Below are 19817 nucleotides of genomic sequence, written 5' to 3'. Positions count from 1 at the left end.
TTAGCATAATCAGAATCGCACATCGACCGTATAGCTGATTTCGAAAGCGGGTCAATATTCGGAGAAGATTTCCCTAGTTTCTCAAAAAGGAGACATTTTCTCACAAGATAGATTTCCTTTTTTGTCTTATGAAAAAGTGGTATGATAATGAACGATGTATTGAAAACTGTTGGAGGTGGGAATTTTGGCTCGTATTACAGAAGCTGAAGTTCGGCACGTCGCCGGACTTGCCCGACTTGCGATCACGGATGAAGAAGTGACGCACTTCACGGAGCAATTGACAAAAATTCTCGAGTTCGCCGAGCAACTCGATGAGCTGGATACAACGGGCGTCGAACCGACGACCCATGCCCTAGATTTGAAAAACGTACTACGCAAAGACGAGGTCCGTCCATCGCTTCCACGTGAGGAAGTCGAACGGATGGCACCTGACTGGGAGAACGGTCAAGTCCGTGTCCCTGCGGTCTTTGAGTAAGGAGGCCTTTCATGAGTTTATTTGACCACGGTGTAGCGAAACTGCATACGTTATTAAAAGAAGGCGAAGTCACGGTCACGGACCTCGTCAAAGAGTCGTTCGACCGCATCGAAGCGACGGATGATAAAATCGGTGCGTTTTTGACGCTCAATGAGGAGGCGTTCGAGCAAGCGAAGCGCATGGATGAGCTCGCAAAAACGTCAGACAACCCGCTTTTCGGCATGCCGATCGGTGTGAAAGACAACATCGTTACAAAAGGGATGCGGACGACATGTGCCTCGACGTTCCTCGAGAACTTCGTCCCGGCACACGATGCGACGGTCGTCGAGCGTCTTCATGATGCGGGTGCCCTCACAATCGGGAAGTTGAACATGGACGAGTTCGCGATGGGTTCATCAAACGAGAACTCGGCGTTCAAGCCTGTCCGTAACCCATGGGATCCGACTCGTGTACCAGGAGGTTCTTCAGGCGGTTCAGCAGCATCGGTCGCAGCTGGGCAAGTCCTCTTCAGCCTCGGTTCGGATACGGGTGGTTCGATTCGTCAACCAGCCGCGTATTGTGGTGTCGTCGGGATGAAGCCGACATACGGTCTCGTCTCACGTTTCGGTCTCGTTGCCTTCGCGTCGTCACTCGACCAAATCGGCCCGCTCACGCGCACGGTCGAAGACAATGCTTACTTATTGAATACGATTGCGGGTCATTGCGACATGGACTCGACGTCGGCTGAGGTCGAGGTGCCGGACTATACGGCAGCGCTCAACCAGGATTTGACGGGCATGAAGTTCGCACTTCCGGAAGAGTTCATGGCAGAAGGTGTCGCACCTGGCGTCCGTGAACAGATTGAAAAAGCGATCGAGACGCTCAAGTCTCTCGGTGCGACAATCGAGACGGTTTCGATTCCGTCTGTGAAGTATGCCCTCTCGGCGTACTACTTGCTCGCGTCGTCAGAAGCTTCTTCGAACTTGGCTCGTTTCGACGGTATCCGTTATGGACGTCGCGCCGAAGCGGACACGCTCGACGAAGTGTTCACATATTCGCGTGAACAAGGGTTCGGGGACGAGGTCAAACGCCGGATCATGCTCGGGACTTATGCCCTCAGCTCTGGTTACTATGATGCGTTCTACAAGAAAGCCCAACAAGTCCGTACCCTCATGAAGCAGGACTTCGCGAAAGTGTTCGAAGAGTATGATGCCATCGTTGGACCAACTGCTCCGACGACAGCTTTCAAACTCGGCGAACAGCTCGACGATCCGCTCACGATGTATGCGAACGATATCATGACGATTCCGGTCAACTTGGTCGGTATCCCGGCCATCTCGGTCCCGGCAGGTCTTTCAGAAGGACTTCCGGTCGGTCTTCAAATTATCGGGAACTACTTTGATGAATCAACACTTTACCGCGTGGCCCATGCTTTTGAACAAGCAAACGGCGGTTTCAAGATGCCACAGCTCTAAGGAGGACGTACGATGAACTTTGAAACGATCATCGGGATCGAGGTGCACGCCGAGCTGAGCACGAAGTCGAAGATTTGGTGTGGCTGCTCACGCACTTACGGTGCCGAAACGAATACACAGACGTGTCCGATTTGTCTCGGACACCCGGGCGTCTTGCCTAAATTGAACGAAGAAGCGGTCAACCTCGCCATCAAAGCGGCAATGGCACTCAACTGTGAGATTGCGACAGATACGAAGTTCGACCGCAAGAACTACTTCTACCCTGACACGCCGAAAGCATATCAAATCTCGCAGTTTGATAAGCCGATCGGTTCAAACGGTCACGTCGACGTCGAAGTAGACGGAGAGATGAAACGATTCCGCATCGAGCGCGTGCACTTGGAAGAAGATGCCGGGAAGATGAACCACACGGGCGAGAAGCACTCGGTCGTCGACTTCAACCGGACCGGTTCACCACTCATCGAGATTGTCAGTGAGGCAGACATGCGCTCACCGAAAGATGCGGTCGCGTATCTCGAGCGTTTGAAAGAAGTCCTCTCGTTCGCTGGCGTCTCGGACGTCAAGATGGAAGAGGGGTCACTTCGCTGTGACTGTAACATCTCGGTCCGTCCATTCGGGCAGGAGAAGTTCGGTACGAAGACAGAGCTCAAGAACTTGAACTCGTTCTCAAACGTCTTAAAGGCACTCGACTATGAAGAGACGCGTCATCGCAAATTGCTTCTTTCAGGTGGCGTCATGCGTCAAGAGACGCTCCGTTACGACGAAGCGGCGAAAAAGACGATTCTCATGCGTGTTAAAGAAGGGGCAGCGGACTACCGTTACTTCCCAGAACCGGACCTCGTCCGTCTCGAAATCGATGAGGCATGGAAAGAGCGCATCCGCGCGACGATTCCAGAGATGCCGGCAGCTCGTCGTGAACGCTACATGAGCCAATACGGTCTCTCGGCATACGACGCAAAAGCCCTCACGTCAACGCGAGAGTTCTCGGACTTCTTCGAAGCGACGACAGCGGCCGGTGCGGAGCCGAAAGCGGCAGCGAACTGGCTCATGGGTGAAGTGCTCGGTCACTTGAACAAGTCGAATGAAACGGTCGAGACGATGAAGTTGACACCGGAATCACTCGCCGAGCTCATCCGCTTGATCGCAGAAGGGACGATTTCATCGAAAATCGCGAAGCGTGTCTTCACGGCGATGATGGAAGAAGGCGCTGATCCGAAAGCGTATGTGGAAGCGAACGGACTCGCCCAAATCTCGGACGAGAACTTGCTCCGTGGCTACATCCTCGAATTGTTCGAGGCGCATCCGCAAATGATCGAAGACTTCAAGAACGGGAAAGACCGTGCGAAAGGCTTCATCATCGGCCAAATCATGAAACAGACGAAAGGGATGGCGAACCCGGCACTCCTCGATGGCTTGTTCCACGAAGAGATCGCAAAACGCTAAGCAGGCGGCGAGACACTTGTGTCTCGCTTTTCGCTCGAGTTGAGCATAGGGGAGAGAATCAATATGCAACGGAAACGTGCGCGGGTCATTTATAACCCGACATCTGGTAAAGAAGTGATCAAACGGGAACTCCCGTACATTTTGAACCGCCTCGAGGATGCGGGTTATGAGACGTCGACGTATGCGACGAAAGCGATTGGTGATGCCACGCTCGAAGCAAAACGGGCCTCAGCGGCCGAGTTCGACCTCATCATCGCCGCAGGCGGAGACGGGACATTGAACGAAGTCATCTCAGGGCTCGCCCCGCTAGAGAATCGTCCGACGATCGGACTCATTCCGGTCGGGACGACGAACGACTTTGCCCGGGCGATGCGGATTCCACTAAGTGTGGTCGGTGCACTCGACGTCATCTGTGACGGATTCGAGATGCCGGTCGACCTTGGGGAAATCGAAGGCGAGAAAGGTGACATTCACTATTTCATCAATATCGCCGGTGGCGGCATCATGACCGAGCTCTCGTATGAGGTGCCATCGAAGTTGAAGACAGCACTCGGGCAGCTCGCGTATTACGTGAAAGGGATGGAGAAACTGCCTCTCATCAAACCGACGTATATCGAGCTCGAACACGATGAAGGAACGTTCCAAGGCGAGGTCATGGTCTTCCTCACATCGAACTCGAACTCGGTCGGTGGATTTGAAAAAATCTCACCACACGCGTCGTTGAATGACGGGTTGTTCGATCTGTTCATTTTACGGAAATGTAACTTGTTCGAATTCATCCACGTCGTCCGTTTACTCCTTCGGGGTGAGCACTTATCAAGCTCACTCGTCGAGCATGTGAAGACGAGCCGCGTCCGGATGAAGACGACCGAGCCGATGAGTCTCAACATCGACGGTGAGTACGGCGGGGAATGCACAGGTGAAATGCGGAACTTATTCCGTCACTTGACGGTGCTCGCGCCGAACGCCCGAATTCGCGAGATGGAAGATTTGAATGCACAATATGAACGCGAACAGATGATCAAGCAATTGTTCAATGTTTCGCTCGATAAAGCAGAGTGAAAAGATAGGAATGACGACATCTGTCATTCCTATTTGCAATGGAAGGAGCATTCGTATGCTACCAGTGAAAAAGAATGATCGTCTCGACGTCCACGTCCACGACTTGACCCATGAAGGGGCGGGTGTGGCACGTGTCGACGGCTATACGTTGTTCGTCCCGAACGCGTTACCGGGTGAGACGGTCGAAATCGTCGTGACGAAGACGAACAAGCAGTATGGGTTCGCCCGATTGTTGAACGTGAAAGAAGCGAGCGCTGACCGCGTCGAGCCACCGTGCCCGATTTTTTATCAGTGTGGCGGCTGTCAGCTGCAACACTTCAGCTATGAAGGACAACTACGCCAGAAACGAGAACGCGTCGTCGATGCGCTCAAGCGTCTCGGGCAGTTCGACGTGCCGGTCCATGACACGATTGGCATGCCAGAACCTTGGCGCTACCGCAACAAGGCACAAGTCCCGTTCAAACAAGAAGGGGACCGTCTCGTCTCAGGCTTCTATCGTCCTCGTTCCCATGACATCGTCGAGATGAATGAATGTTTGATTCAAGATGAGCGTAATGATCAGGCGATCCAAGTCGTCCGTGATGTGTTGGATGCTCGCGGTGTGCCGGCGTATGACGAGAAGACAGGACGTGGGGTCATCCGTCACGTGATGGCCCGTTACGGGTACCATTCGGGTGAACTGATGATCGTCCTCATCACGAAGACGACGAAGCTAAAAGGTGTGAATGAGATCGTCGCCGATATCGTCGAGCGTCTTCCAGACGTGACGTCGATCATGCAAAACGTCAACCCGGACAAGACGAACGTCATCCTCGGGGCGACGAACAAGTTGCTCTACGGCCACGAGACGATTGAGGATAAAATCGCAGGACTCACATTCACGATTTCTCCGCACTCGTTCTTCCAAGTCAACCCGGTCCAAACGGAGAAATTGTACGGGAAAGCGCTGGAGTACGCACAACTGTCAGGTACGGAACAAGTCGTCGATGCCTATTGCGGCATCGGGACGATCAGTCTGTTCCTTGCTCGGAAAGCAGCGCATGTGTACGGTGTCGAAGTCGTACCGGAAGCGATTGAAGACGCGAAACAGAATGCGCTCGTCAATGAGATCGATAACGTGACGTACGCATGTGGCGCGGCGGAAGATGTGCTTCCAGAGTGGAAGAAAGACGGTGTGAACCCGGATGTGATCGTCGTCGATCCACCACGTAAAGGATGTGCCGAATCGTTCCTTGAGACGATGGTCGAGATGGGACCGAAGCGAATCGTATACGTCTCGTGTAACGTCGCGACGCAGGCGCGCGATATGCGTTACCTCGCCGACCGAGGTTATCGCTTGATGGAAGTGACACCGGTCGACATGTTCCCGCATACGGCGCATGTGGAGACGGTGGCGTGGTTGGAGAAAGTAGAATAAGATGAATGTATCATGCCTTCGATTGAATCAATCGGGGGCTTTTTTTGCAAACAGTCGAAAGGGGAGTCGGAGATGAGGAAAATCATTGTTCTTGAACATCTGTCGTTAGATGGGGTGATTCAAGCACCAGCTGGGAGAGAAGAAGATTTGAGTGGGGATTTCATGCATGGGGGATGGACGGAACCTTTTTCGAGCCAAGAGCTCGGAATTTGGATTCGGACGCAAATGCATAGTGAGTTTGATTTGTTGCTCGGTCGAAAGACATATGACCAATGGGCGAGTTACTGGCCGAACCACGATGACGTCTGGCCGGAAGCCAACCGGGCGATGAAGTATGTGGTAACACGGCAATCACAGGATTCACGATGGGAGTCAACGATGCTTCTGACAGAACCAGTCGAAGCGTTGAAACGACTCAAACAAGAAGAGGGACCCGATTTACACGTCTGGGGAAGCAGCGAACTTGTGCATACGCTACTCGCGAACGACCTCATCGATGAAGTTCGACTGATTGTATATCCTATCATCATCGGTTCAGGCAAACGACTTTTCCCAGACGGCAACATCTTGCCACTACACCTCGACGTGATCGAGCAACAGCTGATGCCGAACGGGGTCCATGTTGTTCGGTATGGGCGCCTTCAATCTGAAGGGGGGAAGATATGAGAATCGAGGAACACCTCGAAATGACCGTATCAGAATCGATGGATAAGGAGCTAACTGAGCTATTACAACATGCGTTTCCCTCAATTTATCCGAATCGCCGCTACTTCAAGCAATTACCCCATTTCCGACTCATCGCGTATGAAGACGAACGGATCATTGGACAAGTCGGGTTAGACTTTCGTGTGATGAATATGAACGGGGAATCGATTCACGTGCTCGGCATCATCGATTTGTGTGTCCGGGAAGAAGTTCGGGGACGTGGGGTCGGACGGGCACTGATGGAAAAAGTCATTGCTCTTGGGGAAACGTACCCCATCGATTTTCTTCTGTTATTCGCAGACCGACCAGACCTCTACGAACGCATTGGGTTTCACACGGTATCTAACACATGCACGTGGCTTCAAATCAATGACGAGAATCAGACGACACGCGGAATCGGTGAGGCATCGTTTGAAGAATTGATGATTCGTCAGGTGGGAGACAAACGATGGAGCGACGGAACACTCGATTTGCTTGGATATTTATACTAGGGGGATATCGATGAATCTTGAACAAGTGACAAAAATGTATGAGACGTATGCACAAAAAATCGGGGACCGAAAACAAGTTTATGAAACGATTGCTGATACTTTTGACGTAAAGCAGGCGCTCTATCCAGGGAGTCACGTCGACGTCGCCCCTTCCCTCGTCATCCCTCATGTCATCTATGTCGACAGTTTCAAAGGGACGATTCGTTTCTTCAAGCAAATTGAAACGGTACAGGAGCTGATGGATCAACGAAAGGAATATGATGAGCCGTGTACGATTGATTTTTTTGGTCAGGACTATACGCAGCCGCTCGACATCGAACCCGTTGACTTGATCATCTCGCAATATGCGGGGTTTGTCGGTCAGGCGACGAAACAATATTTGAAGCCGCGTGGCATCTTGCTCTGTAACGATAGCCATGGAGATGCGACGTTGGCGCAATTCGATAAAACGTTCGAGCTGATTGGGGTCATGGGAAGTACAAATGAACTCATTCAGACAGGGCTCGACGATTATTTCCGATTGCCGAAAGGGAAAGACGTCGATGTAGCCGAAGTGAAGAAGACGATGAAAGGTCCAATGTATACGAAGTCAGTTGAGAATTATGTGTTTCAAAAAAGGAGGGATTGAATGAAGCAATATACGATTCGAACTCGTAACGTCCCGCTTTCCCTGCATGACGCGGTCATCACGGAAGCGACTTTTATGGGTTCGACAATCCGTCTCGTTTTTGCGGATGGCATCCGTGACTTGTTCAAGAAAGAAGCGGTATGGACGGGACGTGCCGTCGTGACAATCTCGAACGTAGACCGGGATTCTTCGTCGCTCGTCCGCTTCGGTGAATCGTCTTATTCGGTATGTCCGATCGAACAATTGGGTCAGTTTGTTAAAATGGGGCGCTTCGAAATCATCGATGAACTGTACGGATATCGGCAACTATTGTTCCGCTGCATGTGGTTGACCGATACGATGTGTGAGGCGGTGGAGCTGAGTCTATCCCATTCAAGTGAGCTCGTCATCCGATGGGAAGACGAGCCGTCCGAAGCAATGTATGAATCTGAATCATTTTGAGGCAAGTGTGAGACCGACATGATCGGCGACCGCTCGCGCAACATCTTGTTTTGATAGGTGATCTGTTACAATTTTTTCTGCATGGATTTCAGATTGAAATGCGGACTGGCAGCGAACAATCTGCGCTTTCCCCCAAGAGTTGAACCATTCGAAACGTTTATTCAATCGTTTCACGAGCGTTTGTCGATGCGCTTCAAGGATCAAATGACGTACGTCGATCCCGTCCCGCTGAAGCCGACCGATGATTTCGTCTACATACGTTGCGTCCACCAATGTCATGGGAACGAGGATGACCCCATCGAAGGACGTGGCAATCTTCGACAACATCCGATAGTTGAACTCCCGCCATTCCGGATGGTGCTGAAAATCGGGCTGTTGAAGGCTTTTTGGCAATTGGTTCCGAATGAAAAAGCCGACTTGTTCCGGGTCGTAGAGAAACGCATTCGGCAACTGTTTCTCAAGTAGCTTGGCACAGGTTGTCTTGCCCGAACCGAATGCGCCGTTAATCCATATAATCATCAAAGTCCCCCCATTTTTCATCATGTCGTCTTGCAATTATAACGTATAGTTGAGTTTGCAGAATCCTATAGATTGACTAAAGGAGATTGAAACATGTTATCGATTGATGTATATGTTGTCCATGCTTTTTCAAAAGATGGAGAAGGAGGGAATGCGGCTGGGGTCGTATTACATGCAGATGCCTTAACCGAATTAGAAATGAAACAGATTGCGAAGAAGGTCGGTTACAGTGAGACTGCCTTCGTGAGTCAATCGCATCATGCGGATGTCCGCGTCCGTTTTTTCACACCTGAAGAGGAAGTCGACCTCTGTGGTCATGCAACGATTGCAACGTTTCATGTATTGAAAGAACAAGGTCTACTTGGGAGTGGACGATTTACACAAGAGACGAGAGCTGGTGTGTTAGAGGTCGAGATCCGAAATGATTTGACTATTATGATGCAGCAGCGACTCCCAGAATTTTTACCCGTGACAAATCATCAAGAAATTGCTGATTCACTTAAGGTTCCGCTTGAGGTATTAGATGATCGTTTTCCGATTCTGATCGGTTTCACTGGACTCCGGGATATCCTGATTCCTATCAAATCGCTTACTGAACTATTGTCTATTCAACCGGACTTCGAAAAAGTGAAGGAAATCAGTCGACAATCTGACGTGGTTGGGTACCATCTTTTCACTCTTGAAACGATGGAGGATGGCATCGCCCATACACGAAATTTTGCGCCACTATATGGAATCGATGAAGAATCTGCCACTGGAACGTCGAACGGTGCGCTGGCTTGTTATCTGTTCGAGCAATCTCTTGTTTTGAAGAAGTCGTCTACGCTTGTCATGGAGCAAGGATATGGAATGAAACTTCCGTCAGAAATTTTGGTAGAACTAACTGTAGCAGGAGAAGAAATCTCACACGTCACGGTTGGAGGAAAGGCGACTACTCTGAGCGTACAACATCTTGATTTCTAGGAACTCAAAAGACGAGCCGCGGCTCGTCTTTTTCATGCTGTCTTAGGATTAGGTGATTCTGTTTCTCGTAACGCATCGACTCGTTTGTATTCTTCAGTATCGGTCCACAGCTCGTCTTTCAACGGGTTGAGACGTCGTTTCATAATACGTGATACCTGCATGACGGCGAGCACGACGTTGAGGGCAAGACTGATGAGGGCGAGCGTCCAGTTCGCTGCCGGATTATACGAGACGCTCACATTGAACGTACTGCCGACCGCAAAGAAGTAAGGGAAGGTCATGACCCACATCATCCAAATCGAGAGCGTTTGGGCACGGTTCTGCATCCATGTTCCTTTCGCCCAAAGGAGAGCAGGGATGGTTGCGGCAATGTTCAACGCAAATCCGGAATAAAATGCGTTACCTGGTGCACACGAATAGACGTAGGAGATGTTCCAGATTCCATATGCGATGATCCACAATTTCGTCTGGTCCGGCCAAATCATATCGACTCGCTTACCGGACGTCGCAAAGATGCCGAACCAGCCACAAATGGTGAGGATGTTCAAAATTCCGGCGAAGGCGTTGACGTAGTTCCACCCACCGGAGATGTAATTCATACCGTCGACGACCCCATCAAATCCCATGAAGCCGACTTGAAACTCCCGTATAACGGCCTCCATGATATTGATGGCAAGAATGGCCGGGACGAGTACTAAATACCAAGGATGTTTCTTATGGTAGTTCGTGAAGCGGATGACCATGTAGATGAGCGCGCCGGCGAGTGCCGAATACACCTTCACCCAATGGAACCACGACGTGATTTCCGAATCGACGACAAACAACCAGATTGGAGTCAGTGCGATCGGTAACGCCATGAACATAAGTTGGCTCGCCCGTTTACCAGAACGGACGAACTCGTTAAACCCCATCAGCAGTCCAAGGACGACGAACCACATGACGACGTTATACCAAGGCATTGATTCGAAGAAAAACATAACATGACACTCCTTTCGAAAATGAGATAAACAGAAATAAATGCAGTGACTAAACATACCGAACGTTCGTTATGTTTATGTGAAAAGTGTAACAAACTATTGTAAGCGCTGTCAATAGGGGGTGGGAGCTCACATGGAAGTGTCGAAAGTTTGCCACATCATTATGGTATAATGAGCGTTGAAAACAGAGGAGGGTGCGAGATGATGATGAACGAAGGAAAGTTGAAAATCTTACAAGCTGCGCGTGAAATCATCGTCGAACAGGGCATCAAAGGCACGACGCTCCGAGGGATTGCGGAGCGGGCCGGATTCAGTACGGGTGCGATTTATCATTACTACACGTCCAAAGAGGCGATTCTATATGACGTGATGGACGAGGGGCTCGGTGAGGTAAAACGCATTGAGACCGTCTCCCATGACGATCGAAAGGAAGCGGCGGTGATTATTCAGGAAATCTATGAAGGTATGCAGGAGCGCCTTCAAAAAGATGCGGAGAGCCGACTTCAATTTTATCTCGCCCACGAAGCGATGATTGGCAATGAGGACATCGAACAAAAGTTCAGAGAGAAATATCAAGACTGGATTACACGGATTGAGGCGATCTTTGTACGGGCTTACGGAGTCGAGCAAGGGCCGATGACTCGGGCGGTCGCGACATGGACGATGGCCGGGATTGACGGGATGGTGCTGCAGACGCTACTTCGCACGGGAACGATTGAACCGGAATACACGAATCGTGTGCTTCATTACTTATTGACCGAAGGATTCCCGCACTTTTTTCAACTCATTCGCTCGAAAGAAACGGATCATGAGTAATGTCAGTTGATACAATCCGACGGACATAATAGAATAGATGAGTGATTTTGTTGGACTGTATGGATGAAAGGAACTGATTTTACGATGAAAGAAAACTTTTGGCGCGACCTTCCGCGTCCGTTCTTTATACTTGCCCCGATGGAAGATGTGACCGATGTCGTCTTCCGTCATGTCGTCGCCCACGCGGGACGCCCGGACGTCTTCTTCACAGAATTCGCGAACTCGGACAGCTATTGCCATCCGGAAGGAAAAGGTAGCCTCCGTGGTCGTTTGACGTTCACTGAGGACGAACAGCCGATGGTCGCCCACATCTGGGGAGACAATCCGGAATATTTCCGTCAAATGAGTATCGGGATGGCCGAGATGGGCTATAAAGGACTCGATATCAATATGGGTTGCCCGGTCCCGAACGTGGCGAAACGTGGGAAGGGGAGCGGTCTTATTCTCCGTCCGGAAGTTGCGGCTGAGCTCATTCAAGCAGCAAAAGCCGGTGGTCTCCCTGTCAGCGTCAAAACGCGACTCGGCTACGCGAAGCTCGATGAGTGGCGTGACTGGTTGACGCATCTCTTGAAACAAGACATCGCCAACTTGTCGATTCACTTGCGCACGCGCAATGAGATGAGTAAAGTCGACGCGCACTGGGAAATGATCCCGGACATCGTGAAGTTGCGGGACGAGATCGCCCCGGATACGCTCATCACCATCAACGGGGACATCCTCGACCGTCAAATGGGACTCGAGCTCGTTGAGAAATACGGGGTCGATGGTGTCATGATCGGTCGCGGGATTTTCAAGAACCCGTTCGCGTTCGAGAAAGAGCCTCGCGAACACTCGATGGAAGAACACCTTGATCTATTGCGTCTGCAACTGGACCTTCAGGATAAATTCCAAGAAGACGTGCCGCGTTCGATTTCGAACTTGCACCGTTTCTTCAAGATTTATGTCAAAGGATTCCGTGGGGCGAGCGAGCTCCGTCATAACTTGATGGAAACGAAATCGACGGATGAGGTACGAGCGTTACTCGATGCCTTTGTCGAGAAATATCATGAAGAAGAGGCAGCACTCGCTGAGGCGGTCTCGACAGTCGAATAGTTTTTTGAAGGGGGTCAGTGAATACTGGGTCCCTTTTTTATATGAAAAATAGTAGATGACGATGAAACGTTTCATATGGTCGATTCGTATGTAATGAGTGGAAAGAAGAGGAGGGGCGAATGGCGCGAATCAGTAGTCGGGCTTGGACTTGTATTTGGCACGGTTAGCGGAATCGTCATCTCTTCATTAGTTGATTTTCCGTTTATATATGGTATTGTCATCGGTTCAATCATCGGATATGTGATTGGTCTTTTCATATCCATTCGTGCGATGAAACGATAGCGACCCATTACTAAAACAAGAGGGGGCTTTCACATGAGTGAATTCCAATTTATTGTGAGCGATCACCCACTAAAAGAAGTCGAAAATCCATATGGTGAGTTCTTATCTATCAACGAGGCCATCCAAAAAGGCATCGTGTTGCCTGACATTCTGACAGACGTCGAGGACCTCGACCGTGATGAAAAGATTTTGATGAACGTCGAGTCGGAAGAGCAACTTGACGAGATTGAGATTAAACATAGTCTCTATTATGCGATGGAGAACGTCGAGGCGTATTCTTCAAAACCGCACGTAGTAGAGTTGCGTTGGCTTTATTCCGATGCGAGAGCAGAACAGCTCGTCGAATATATAACCGACCATTTGAAGACGGCGGAGGAAATCGAGATTTGGAAAGTGTGGGTCGATGAACAGACCAAGCCGAAAGTTCAATCCATCAAGCTCGACGAGTTGACGATAGATGCATTACGATTCTTAGGCGAAGTCGGATTCGTACGACCGGAGTGCCTTCGAGTTACAACATCCTCATCCGCATGCAAATAACGTATTGTCCTCCCTGACGAGATTTCTCGTTAGGGATTTTTGATTTCTCACCTCACTTGAATAAAGACTGCTATATTATGGGGAGAAGAGTCAGGAGGGAATACCATGCATATTCTAATCGTAGAAGACGACCGGACGATCGCCTCCGGTCTCCAATATTCACTCGAACAAGAACAATTTAGAACAACGTTATGCCAAAACGTGGCTGACGCGACGCTTATGATTAAACAACAGTTACATACAATTGATTTATGCCTCTTTGATTTGTCACTGCCAGATGGGAGTGGATATGACTTATGTCGGCTCGTGAAGCAACAACAAGACATCCCTGTCATCTTTCTGACGGCATTCGATGATGAAGTGAATGTGGTGATGGGACTCGATATGGGAGCGGACGACTACATCACGAAACCGTTCCGTGTCCGAGAACTCGTTTCACGAATTCACTCGGTACTTCGTCGATACAATAAAAACGTACGCTCGCCTCTGTTGACGATTGGTCCAGTTGAAATCAATACGCAAGATGCAAAAGTAAAAAAGAATGGGGACGAAATTTTGTTGACAGCGCTCGAGTATCGTTTGTTGCTCATCTTTGGGAGGCATACAGGGCAAGTGTTGTCACGGGCCCAACTACTCGATCAGATTTGGGATGTGGGTGGGGAATTCGTGAACGATAATACGTTGACCGTTTATATTAAGCGACTCCGCGAGAAACTAGAGGATGATCCACAACACCCGATGCTTATTACGACTGTGCGTGGAATCGGATACAAGGTGGGGCGTTAATATGTTGCGAAACCAAGAAATAAGAATATACTTGTTCACTTGTCTATTTTTTATTGGAATAGCTGTAGGTATTGCCGTCTTATTCATGTCCATAGAGGCGGCCGTTCTGGTCGTCCTATTAGCAATCATACTTTTCGGCGTTACGTATCGTTTCACGGCATGGCGTTATCGAGAAATCGAGCAGCTCTCGGGATATCTTCAAGAAATCAGTAATGGCAACTATACATTGGATGTCCGTGATAATCGCGAAGGGGAGCTCAGTTTGTTAAAGAGCCAACTCTACAAAGTGACGAAAATGCTATCTGAACAAGGAGCGCATCTTGAAGAAGATAAACAGAAGTTAACGGATGCGATCTCCGATATCTCCCATCAATTGAAGACACCGCTCACCTCGATGACCGTCATGGCGGATCTCCTCAGTGACCCTCGTCTATCCGAGGAAAAGCGTCAAGAGTTCACCCATAACGTACAAGTACAACTTGAACGAATGGAGTGGCTCTTGTCTTCTCTTCTCAAACTATCAAAAATTGATGCCGGGACAATACATTTCAAGCGCGAATTGGTATCTGTCCCTGCGCTCATTGAAGCCGTAGCGGAACCGATGCTCGTACCGATTGATATTAAAATGCAACGACTTCACGTTCAAGGCGAAAAAGATGTTACATTCGAGGGTGATTTGAAGTGGACGACAGAGGCACTCATCAACATCTTAAAAAATTGCGTGGAGCATACGCCGGAACAGGGCGATGTATTCATCGAGTTCAGTGAAAATACGCTGTATACAGAAATTGTGATTCGTGACACGGGGATTGGCGTCGCAAAACAAGACCTCCCGTACATTTTCCAACGGTTTTATAAAGGTATGAATGCGAGCGAAGAAAGTGTCGGGATTGGGCTTGCCATGGCACACAGTATCATTATGAGCCAGGAAGGTGAGTTGACTGTTCGAAGCGAACCTGGGGTCGGAACGGATTTTCATATTCGCTTCTATAAAGCAGTTGTCTGACCGCTAAGTGACGAAATCGTCACTTTCGAGTCACAGACGAGTCACACTCACTCGGTACACTCGAAGTAGATCAAGTACTGGAGGGTGCAAACATGAACATATTAGAAGTGCAAAACTTATCGAAAGTATACGGCAAGGACGAGATGGAGGTCAGAGCGCTCGATGACGTCTCGTTCACGGTGAAGAAAGGTGAATTTGTCTGTATCGTCGGGCCTTCGGGTTCGGGGAAATCGACATTGTTGCATTTACTTGGTGGTGTCGATGTGCCGACGAGTGGACAGGTGTTGATTGATCAAACAGACATTTATGCATTGGACGAGACGCAGCTTGCCATTTTCCGTCGTCGACAAATCGGTTTGATTTATCAGTTTTATAACTTGATTCCGATTTTAACGGTCGAAGAGAACATCACGTTACCGATGCTATTAGATGAACAAAAAGTGGATATCGCTCACTTGGAACGCATCATCGGCATCTTGGGCTTGTCAAACCGATTGACCCATTTACCAAATCAATTATCGGGAGGGCAACAGCAGCGCGTTTCCATCGGTCGGGCACTGATTAGTAATCCAGCTATTATCTTAGCCGACGAGCCGACAGGAAACTTGGATAGTCAAAATAGTGAAGAAATCATGAGCCTGTTAAAACTATTCAATAAGAAATTCAATCAAACGCTCATCATCATTACCCATGACGAACGGATTGCCTTACAGGCGGATCGTATCATTTCGATTGAAGATGGCAAGATTGCGAAGAATGAGGTCGTCCGCGCATGAACATCATCAATAAAATGACACTTCGGCATTTGCGCGAGAACAAACGACGCTCGCTTGTTACAATCATCGGAGTCATCATCTCTGTATCGATGATTACAGCTGTCACAACGCTCGGATCTTCTTTTTTGGATTTGATGATTCGTCAAGACATCGCAGATAACGGAGAATGGCATGTTCAGTATCTAGATACAAACGAAAAGCAAGTCGAAGCTATTCGGGATGATGCGAACACGAAGGCTGTCATCCTTTCAAATGATGGTTATGCTCAACTAGAAGAGTCACAAAATGCTTACAAACCATACTTATATGTTCGAAACTATAACACATCCGGATTGAAGAGTTTTCCAATTGACTTGACTGAGGGGCGTCTACCGGAAAAAGAAGGCGAAGTCGTCATTTCAGAAGGGATTCGCCAAAATGCCCTCGTCACCTATAACATCGGTGATGAATTGACACTTGAGATTGGAGAGCGGATTGATCCGTCATCAGGTCACGTGTTGACACAAAATGATGGTTTGATCCGAGAAGATGAGACGATTCTCGAACAATTAAACGTTGAGGATACGGTGACATTGACGGTTGTTGGAACGATGGCTCGACCTGACTGGGAACCGACTTGGTCGCCAGGGTATACAGTCGTCGGATTCATCGATGATCAAGAATTGAATGGAGCAAGAGTCGAAACGTTCGTCGCCTTGAACGATGTAGACAACTCGATTTATTCGGAAGCGAAACAGTTGATGACCGAACAGAACATAGAACGTGTCGCCTACAATTCCTCGTTGCTTCGTTATTATGGAGTGACAAATGACGATGGCTTGCGTAAAACGCTATATGGATTTGGTGGAATCATCATGGCGGTCATTGTGATCGGTTCGATTTCTCTAATCTATAACGCATTCGCCATCAGTGTGTCGGAGCGTTCTCGTTACCTCGGAATGTTGGCAAGTATCGGGGCTACGAAGCGACAAAAGCGGAACTCGGTCTATTTTGAAGGGATGGTCATTGGGGGGATTAGCATTCCACTCGGTATCCTGGCGGGGATTACGGGTATTGCGTTCACATTCCTATTCATCAATGCATTTGCCGAAAAAGCGTTAAACGTGACGGAGAAGTTTGAAGTTGTCGTCACACCGATTACTTTACTATTAACTCTCTTCATTTCGAGCGTAACCATTTTCATTTCCTGCTATCTTCCGGCGCGTCGAGCCTCAAAGATTTCTGCGATTGACGCCATTCGTCAAACGCAAGATGTACGATTGACGTCAAAACAAGTGAAGACGTCAAAACTAGTTCGTCGTCTTTTCGGTTTAGAAGCAGAGATTGGGTTGAAGAATACGAAGCGCAACCGTAAACGGTATCTGGTTACCGTCTTCTCGCTCGTCATCAGTATCGTCCTGTTTTTAGTGGTCAGTTACTTCACTGATCGTCTCGAACAGTCCCTTGACATGTCTCAAGCAGACTATGATTTCGATATTCTTGTGAATGGTTCAACGCTTGATCAAAATGATTTACGACGTTATGAATCGTTAGATCATGTGACGAACGGAACATATTTTGAAAATGCAACGGTCCAAACGATGGTCAGCAAATCTCAATTACCGAGTGCGATTACCAAGAACGAGAATTTTGCATCAACGATCGTTGACGGAAAATTTATGTACTACGTATCCCTCTATCAATTAGATGATGAAAGTTTCAATGCGTACTTGAAACAAATCGGAGCGCCTGTCAGTCGTTTTGAAGACGGGGACCTACCAGGAGCCGTCTTGATTGATGAGATTTCGTATCAAGACATGGATCAGAAAAAATTCATCACTTCAGAGACGGTCGAAGCAGAAATCGGTGATACGTTTGAATTGAGAGACGAGAATGCAACGGGCGACGCGGCACCGCTTAGAACGATTCAAGTTGGCGCAATGACAGATATCGCCCCGACCGGTGTGATGACAGGTTCTCTTGGATGGCTAGATGTGATAGTACGAGAAGGGACGTTTGAAGAAGACGCAATCGGGGATTTGATGAAACAATCGAGTCCGTCAATCGCGTTGAATACAGATGACCCCGAGGACACACAACAAGTGATTGAAGCGGAACAGAATTTGGATTTGTATGTCTTTAACGTATCGGAACAACGTGAACAACAAGAACAGATGTTGTTACTTTTATCAATATTTGTGTACGGGTTTATCGTGCTAATTTCGCTAATCTCGATTGCGAACATTTTTAATACGATTTCAACGAGCGTCTCACTTCGTCGTCGTGAGTTTGCGATGCTTCGTTCGGTTGGGATGACTCCGAAAGGATTCAATAAGATGGTGTACTATGAAAGCATTTTTTATGGGGTGAAAGCCCTTGCGTATGGGATTCCCATCAGTCTTCTCATCATGTACCTCATCTATCGAGCGCAAATCAATACGTTTGATGCTCCGTTTACCTTGCCGTGGAATAGCATTTTGTTTGTCGTCATCATGATTTTTATGATTGTGGGTGCCTCGATGCTATATTCCGTTTCAAAAATAAAGAAAGATAACATTATCGACCGATTGAAACAAGAAAATGATTAAGTAGATTATTGAAAAATTCATGACAAACCATGAAGTACAAAACAAGGGGCTCAGTACATATTGAGTCCCTTTTTTATGATGTCATGACAAACAAAACAAGATTGCCAAAACTATACGAAGAACGACCAAAATAAAAATATTTTGTCACAGCTCTTGTTAATTAACCAAAAATAGGATATTTTTGATATATCGGATGACGATATAACGAAGAACGATACAAAGGAGCGGGATACGTGACACAACAGTCAAATACAGGCGCATTAACCGAGGCGGTTTATTATATATTATTATCTCTGCAAGTCCCGAGGCATGGGTATGGGATGATGCAATTCGTTCAAGAATTGAGCAATGGGCGGGTTCAACTCGCGCCAGGTACATTATACGGCGCCCTCAGTAGTCTAGTAGAGAGAGGTTGGATTCAGGCGCTCGAAGGTACGGGGCGGAAGAAAGAGTATGAAATCACGGCAACTGGTCGAGAGGCACTTCGGTCGGAATTAAGGCGACTAGAAGAACTGGTGCAGCACGGACATGAATGGACGAAGGAGTTGGATACATGAAGACGAAAACGGTCTATCGCATATTTGTTGATTATGAGAAGGAAGAGAAGTGGCTCAATGAGATGGCTCAAACCGGTTGGGCGCTCGAATCCTTTCGTTTGATGCGATATGTGTTCAAACAAGTTGAACCTGGGACGTTCACCTACCGAATCGAATTGTTGTCCAACTTACCTTCTCACCCCGAGTCGAAGGCGTATATGGAATTCTTAGATGAAGTTGGAGTCGAAGTGGTCGATACGTCGTATCGGTGGATCTTTTTACGAAAACGAACGAGTGACGGACCGTTCCAATTGTATTCGGATTTTGATTCGATGATTCAGCGGGAGAAACGAATCATCCAACTGTATGGAGCAGTGGGACTCGCCAATTTTGTTGTGGTGGTAGCGAATCTTTCCAATCCATATGCGCAGTGGACCATCCTATTGAACATAGCTGTCGTCGCGATGTTGGCTTATGCGGTCCAACATCATACTCGGAAAGTTAGGACACTAAAAGGTCTCAAAGCGATTGGAGAGATGAATTCGTCAGATTGAGCGCATAGGTTAGGAGGAGCAAGATGGATTCACCAGAATGGAAAGATTGTATCATTTGTTTTGGGTTGATTGCGGGGACGACACTCGGTGTAATTCTCTCGTTCTTCTTCCATATTCAATTGACATATGGGATTGCGAGCGGGGCGATGATTGGCTACATTGGCGGGCTTGTCGTATCGATTTGGAAGCAATGATGAATCAGGATAACATTCCTCGTCTCGATGACGAGGTTTTTTTTGATAGATTGTGACCGATGATATGAGGTTGGGATCTATAGTTATAGAGGG

Annotated in this window: 23 protein-coding genes; 21 read left to right on the top strand and 2 right to left on the bottom strand. The window is 48.4% G+C overall.

Going from position 1 to position 19817, the window contains the following annotated elements:
* Nucleotides 1–184 precede the first annotated feature (184 nt).
* The 9 genes from gatC (at nucleotide 185) to ACFO4U_RS07575 (ending at nucleotide 8116) form a co-directional block, all read left to right on the top strand.
* Nucleotides 185–475 carry an Asp-tRNA(Asn)/Glu-tRNA(Gln) amidotransferase subunit GatC gene (gene gatC, locus ACFO4U_RS07615; RefSeq protein WP_012727041.1) on the top strand — a complete coding sequence of 97 codons (291 nt, stop codon included), beginning with the start codon at nucleotides 185–187 and terminating at the stop codon, nucleotides 473–475.
* Between the two features lie 11 nt (nucleotides 476–486).
* Nucleotides 487–1929 carry an Asp-tRNA(Asn)/Glu-tRNA(Gln) amidotransferase subunit GatA gene (gene gatA, locus ACFO4U_RS07610; RefSeq protein WP_215243729.1) on the top strand — a complete coding sequence of 481 codons (1443 nt, stop codon included), beginning with the start codon at nucleotides 487–489 and terminating at the stop codon, nucleotides 1927–1929.
* A gap of 12 nt (nucleotides 1930–1941) precedes the next feature.
* Complete coding sequence (gatB, locus tag ACFO4U_RS07605; protein WP_211782444.1) at nucleotides 1942–3372, top strand: Asp-tRNA(Asn)/Glu-tRNA(Gln) amidotransferase subunit GatB; 1431 nt, start codon at nucleotides 1942–1944, stop codon at nucleotides 3370–3372.
* Between the two features lie 63 nt (nucleotides 3373–3435).
* Nucleotides 3436–4434 carry a diacylglycerol kinase gene (locus tag ACFO4U_RS07600; protein WP_012727038.1) on the top strand — a complete coding sequence of 333 codons (999 nt, stop codon included), beginning with the start codon at nucleotides 3436–3438 and terminating at the stop codon, nucleotides 4432–4434.
* 55 nt (nucleotides 4435–4489) lie between these two features.
* Nucleotides 4490–5851 (top strand): 23S rRNA (uracil(1939)-C(5))-methyltransferase RlmD, encoded by a 1362-nt coding sequence (gene rlmD, locus ACFO4U_RS07595; protein WP_215243730.1) that lies wholly within the window; start codon nucleotides 4490–4492, stop codon nucleotides 5849–5851.
* 72 nt (nucleotides 5852–5923) lie between these two features.
* Complete coding sequence (locus ACFO4U_RS07590) at nucleotides 5924–6517, top strand: dihydrofolate reductase family protein (protein WP_215243731.1); 594 nt, start codon at nucleotides 5924–5926, stop codon at nucleotides 6515–6517.
* A complete protein-coding gene (locus tag ACFO4U_RS07585) occupies nucleotides 6514–7047 on the top strand; it encodes a GNAT family N-acetyltransferase (protein WP_215243732.1) in 534 nt (177 codons plus the stop codon). The genes ACFO4U_RS07590 and ACFO4U_RS07585 overlap by 4 nt, the downstream gene beginning before the upstream one ends.
* 10 nt (nucleotides 7048–7057) lie before the next feature.
* Nucleotides 7058–7675 carry a hypothetical protein gene (locus tag ACFO4U_RS07580; RefSeq protein WP_215243733.1) on the top strand — a complete coding sequence of 206 codons (618 nt, stop codon included), beginning with the start codon at nucleotides 7058–7060 and terminating at the stop codon, nucleotides 7673–7675.
* Nucleotides 7676–8116, top strand: a complete 441-nt coding sequence (locus ACFO4U_RS07575) for a hypothetical protein (protein ID WP_074036127.1) — start codon at nucleotides 7676–7678, stop codon at nucleotides 8114–8116.
* Here the strand turns inward: ACFO4U_RS07575 and ACFO4U_RS07570 are convergent.
* Nucleotides 8108–8635: an AAA family ATPase gene (locus ACFO4U_RS07570; protein ID WP_074036128.1), complete on the bottom strand. Its 528-nt coding sequence runs from the start codon at nucleotides 8633–8635 to the stop codon at nucleotides 8108–8110. The genes ACFO4U_RS07575 and ACFO4U_RS07570 overlap by 9 nt on opposite strands.
* 93 nt (nucleotides 8636–8728) lie before the next feature.
* Between ACFO4U_RS07570 and ACFO4U_RS07565 the strand changes: the two genes are divergently transcribed.
* Entirely contained in the window at nucleotides 8729–9598 is an 870-nt protein-coding gene (locus ACFO4U_RS07565) for a PhzF family phenazine biosynthesis protein (protein WP_214690596.1), read from the top strand.
* A gap of 32 nt (nucleotides 9599–9630) precedes the next feature.
* On the opposite strand, the gene ACFO4U_RS07560 is transcribed toward ACFO4U_RS07565, so the two are convergent.
* Nucleotides 9631–10575, bottom strand: a complete 945-nt coding sequence (locus ACFO4U_RS07560) for a DUF5692 family protein (RefSeq protein ID WP_074036132.1) — start codon at nucleotides 10573–10575, stop codon at nucleotides 9631–9633.
* A gap of 201 nt (nucleotides 10576–10776) precedes the next feature.
* On the opposite strand from ACFO4U_RS07560, the gene ACFO4U_RS07555 reads away from it, so the two are divergent.
* The 11 genes from ACFO4U_RS07555 to ACFO4U_RS07505 all read left to right on the top strand — a co-directional run bounded on the left by ACFO4U_RS07555 (nucleotide 10777) and on the right by ACFO4U_RS07505 (nucleotide 19724).
* Nucleotides 10777–11391, top strand: coding sequence for a TetR/AcrR family transcriptional regulator (locus ACFO4U_RS07555; RefSeq protein WP_215243734.1), 615 nt, complete (start codon nucleotides 10777–10779; stop codon nucleotides 11389–11391).
* 84 nt (nucleotides 11392–11475) lie between these two features.
* On the top strand, nucleotides 11476–12483 hold the full coding sequence (locus ACFO4U_RS07550; protein WP_374193976.1) for a tRNA dihydrouridine synthase: 1008 nt from the start codon (nucleotides 11476–11478) through the stop codon (nucleotides 12481–12483).
* Nucleotides 12484–12558: 75 nt separating this feature from the next.
* Nucleotides 12559–12765: a hypothetical protein gene (locus ACFO4U_RS07545; RefSeq protein ID WP_214690598.1), complete on the top strand. Its 207-nt coding sequence runs from the start codon at nucleotides 12559–12561 to the stop codon at nucleotides 12763–12765.
* Nucleotides 12766–12798: 33 nt separating this feature from the next.
* A complete protein-coding gene (locus ACFO4U_RS07540) occupies nucleotides 12799–13305 on the top strand; it encodes a hypothetical protein (RefSeq protein ID WP_215243735.1) in 507 nt (168 codons plus the stop codon).
* 105 nt (nucleotides 13306–13410) lie between these two features.
* Entirely contained in the window at nucleotides 13411–14091 is a 681-nt protein-coding gene (locus tag ACFO4U_RS07535) for a response regulator transcription factor (RefSeq protein WP_215243736.1), read from the top strand.
* Nucleotide 14092: 1 nt separating this feature from the next.
* Entirely contained in the window at nucleotides 14093–15097 is a 1005-nt protein-coding gene (locus tag ACFO4U_RS07530) for a sensor histidine kinase (protein WP_215243737.1), read from the top strand.
* A 92-nt stretch (nucleotides 15098–15189) separates the two neighbouring features.
* Complete coding sequence (locus tag ACFO4U_RS07525) at nucleotides 15190–15873, top strand: ABC transporter ATP-binding protein (protein ID WP_074033830.1); 684 nt, start codon at nucleotides 15190–15192, stop codon at nucleotides 15871–15873.
* Complete coding sequence (locus tag ACFO4U_RS07520) at nucleotides 15870–18440, top strand: ABC transporter permease (protein WP_215243738.1); 2571 nt, start codon at nucleotides 15870–15872, stop codon at nucleotides 18438–18440. The genes ACFO4U_RS07525 and ACFO4U_RS07520 overlap by 4 nt, the downstream gene beginning before the upstream one ends.
* A 233-nt stretch (nucleotides 18441–18673) precedes the next feature.
* Nucleotides 18674–18997 (top strand): PadR family transcriptional regulator, encoded by a 324-nt coding sequence (locus ACFO4U_RS07515; protein WP_031422720.1) that lies wholly within the window; start codon nucleotides 18674–18676, stop codon nucleotides 18995–18997.
* Nucleotides 18994–19530 (top strand): DUF2812 domain-containing protein, encoded by a 537-nt coding sequence (locus ACFO4U_RS07510; RefSeq protein WP_215243739.1) that lies wholly within the window; start codon nucleotides 18994–18996, stop codon nucleotides 19528–19530. Before ACFO4U_RS07515 ends, ACFO4U_RS07510 begins: the two co-directional genes overlap by 4 nt.
* 23 nt (nucleotides 19531–19553) lie before the next feature.
* A complete protein-coding gene (locus tag ACFO4U_RS07505; protein WP_159562700.1) occupies nucleotides 19554–19724 on the top strand; it encodes a hypothetical protein in 171 nt (56 codons plus the stop codon).
* Nucleotides 19725–19817 lie beyond the last annotated feature (93 nt).

Source organism: Exiguobacterium profundum (assembly GCF_042652865.1).
GTDB lineage: Bacteria > Bacillota > Bacilli > Exiguobacteriales > Exiguobacteriaceae > Exiguobacterium > Exiguobacterium profundum.
This window is presented reverse-complemented; position numbering and strand designations above follow the sequence as displayed.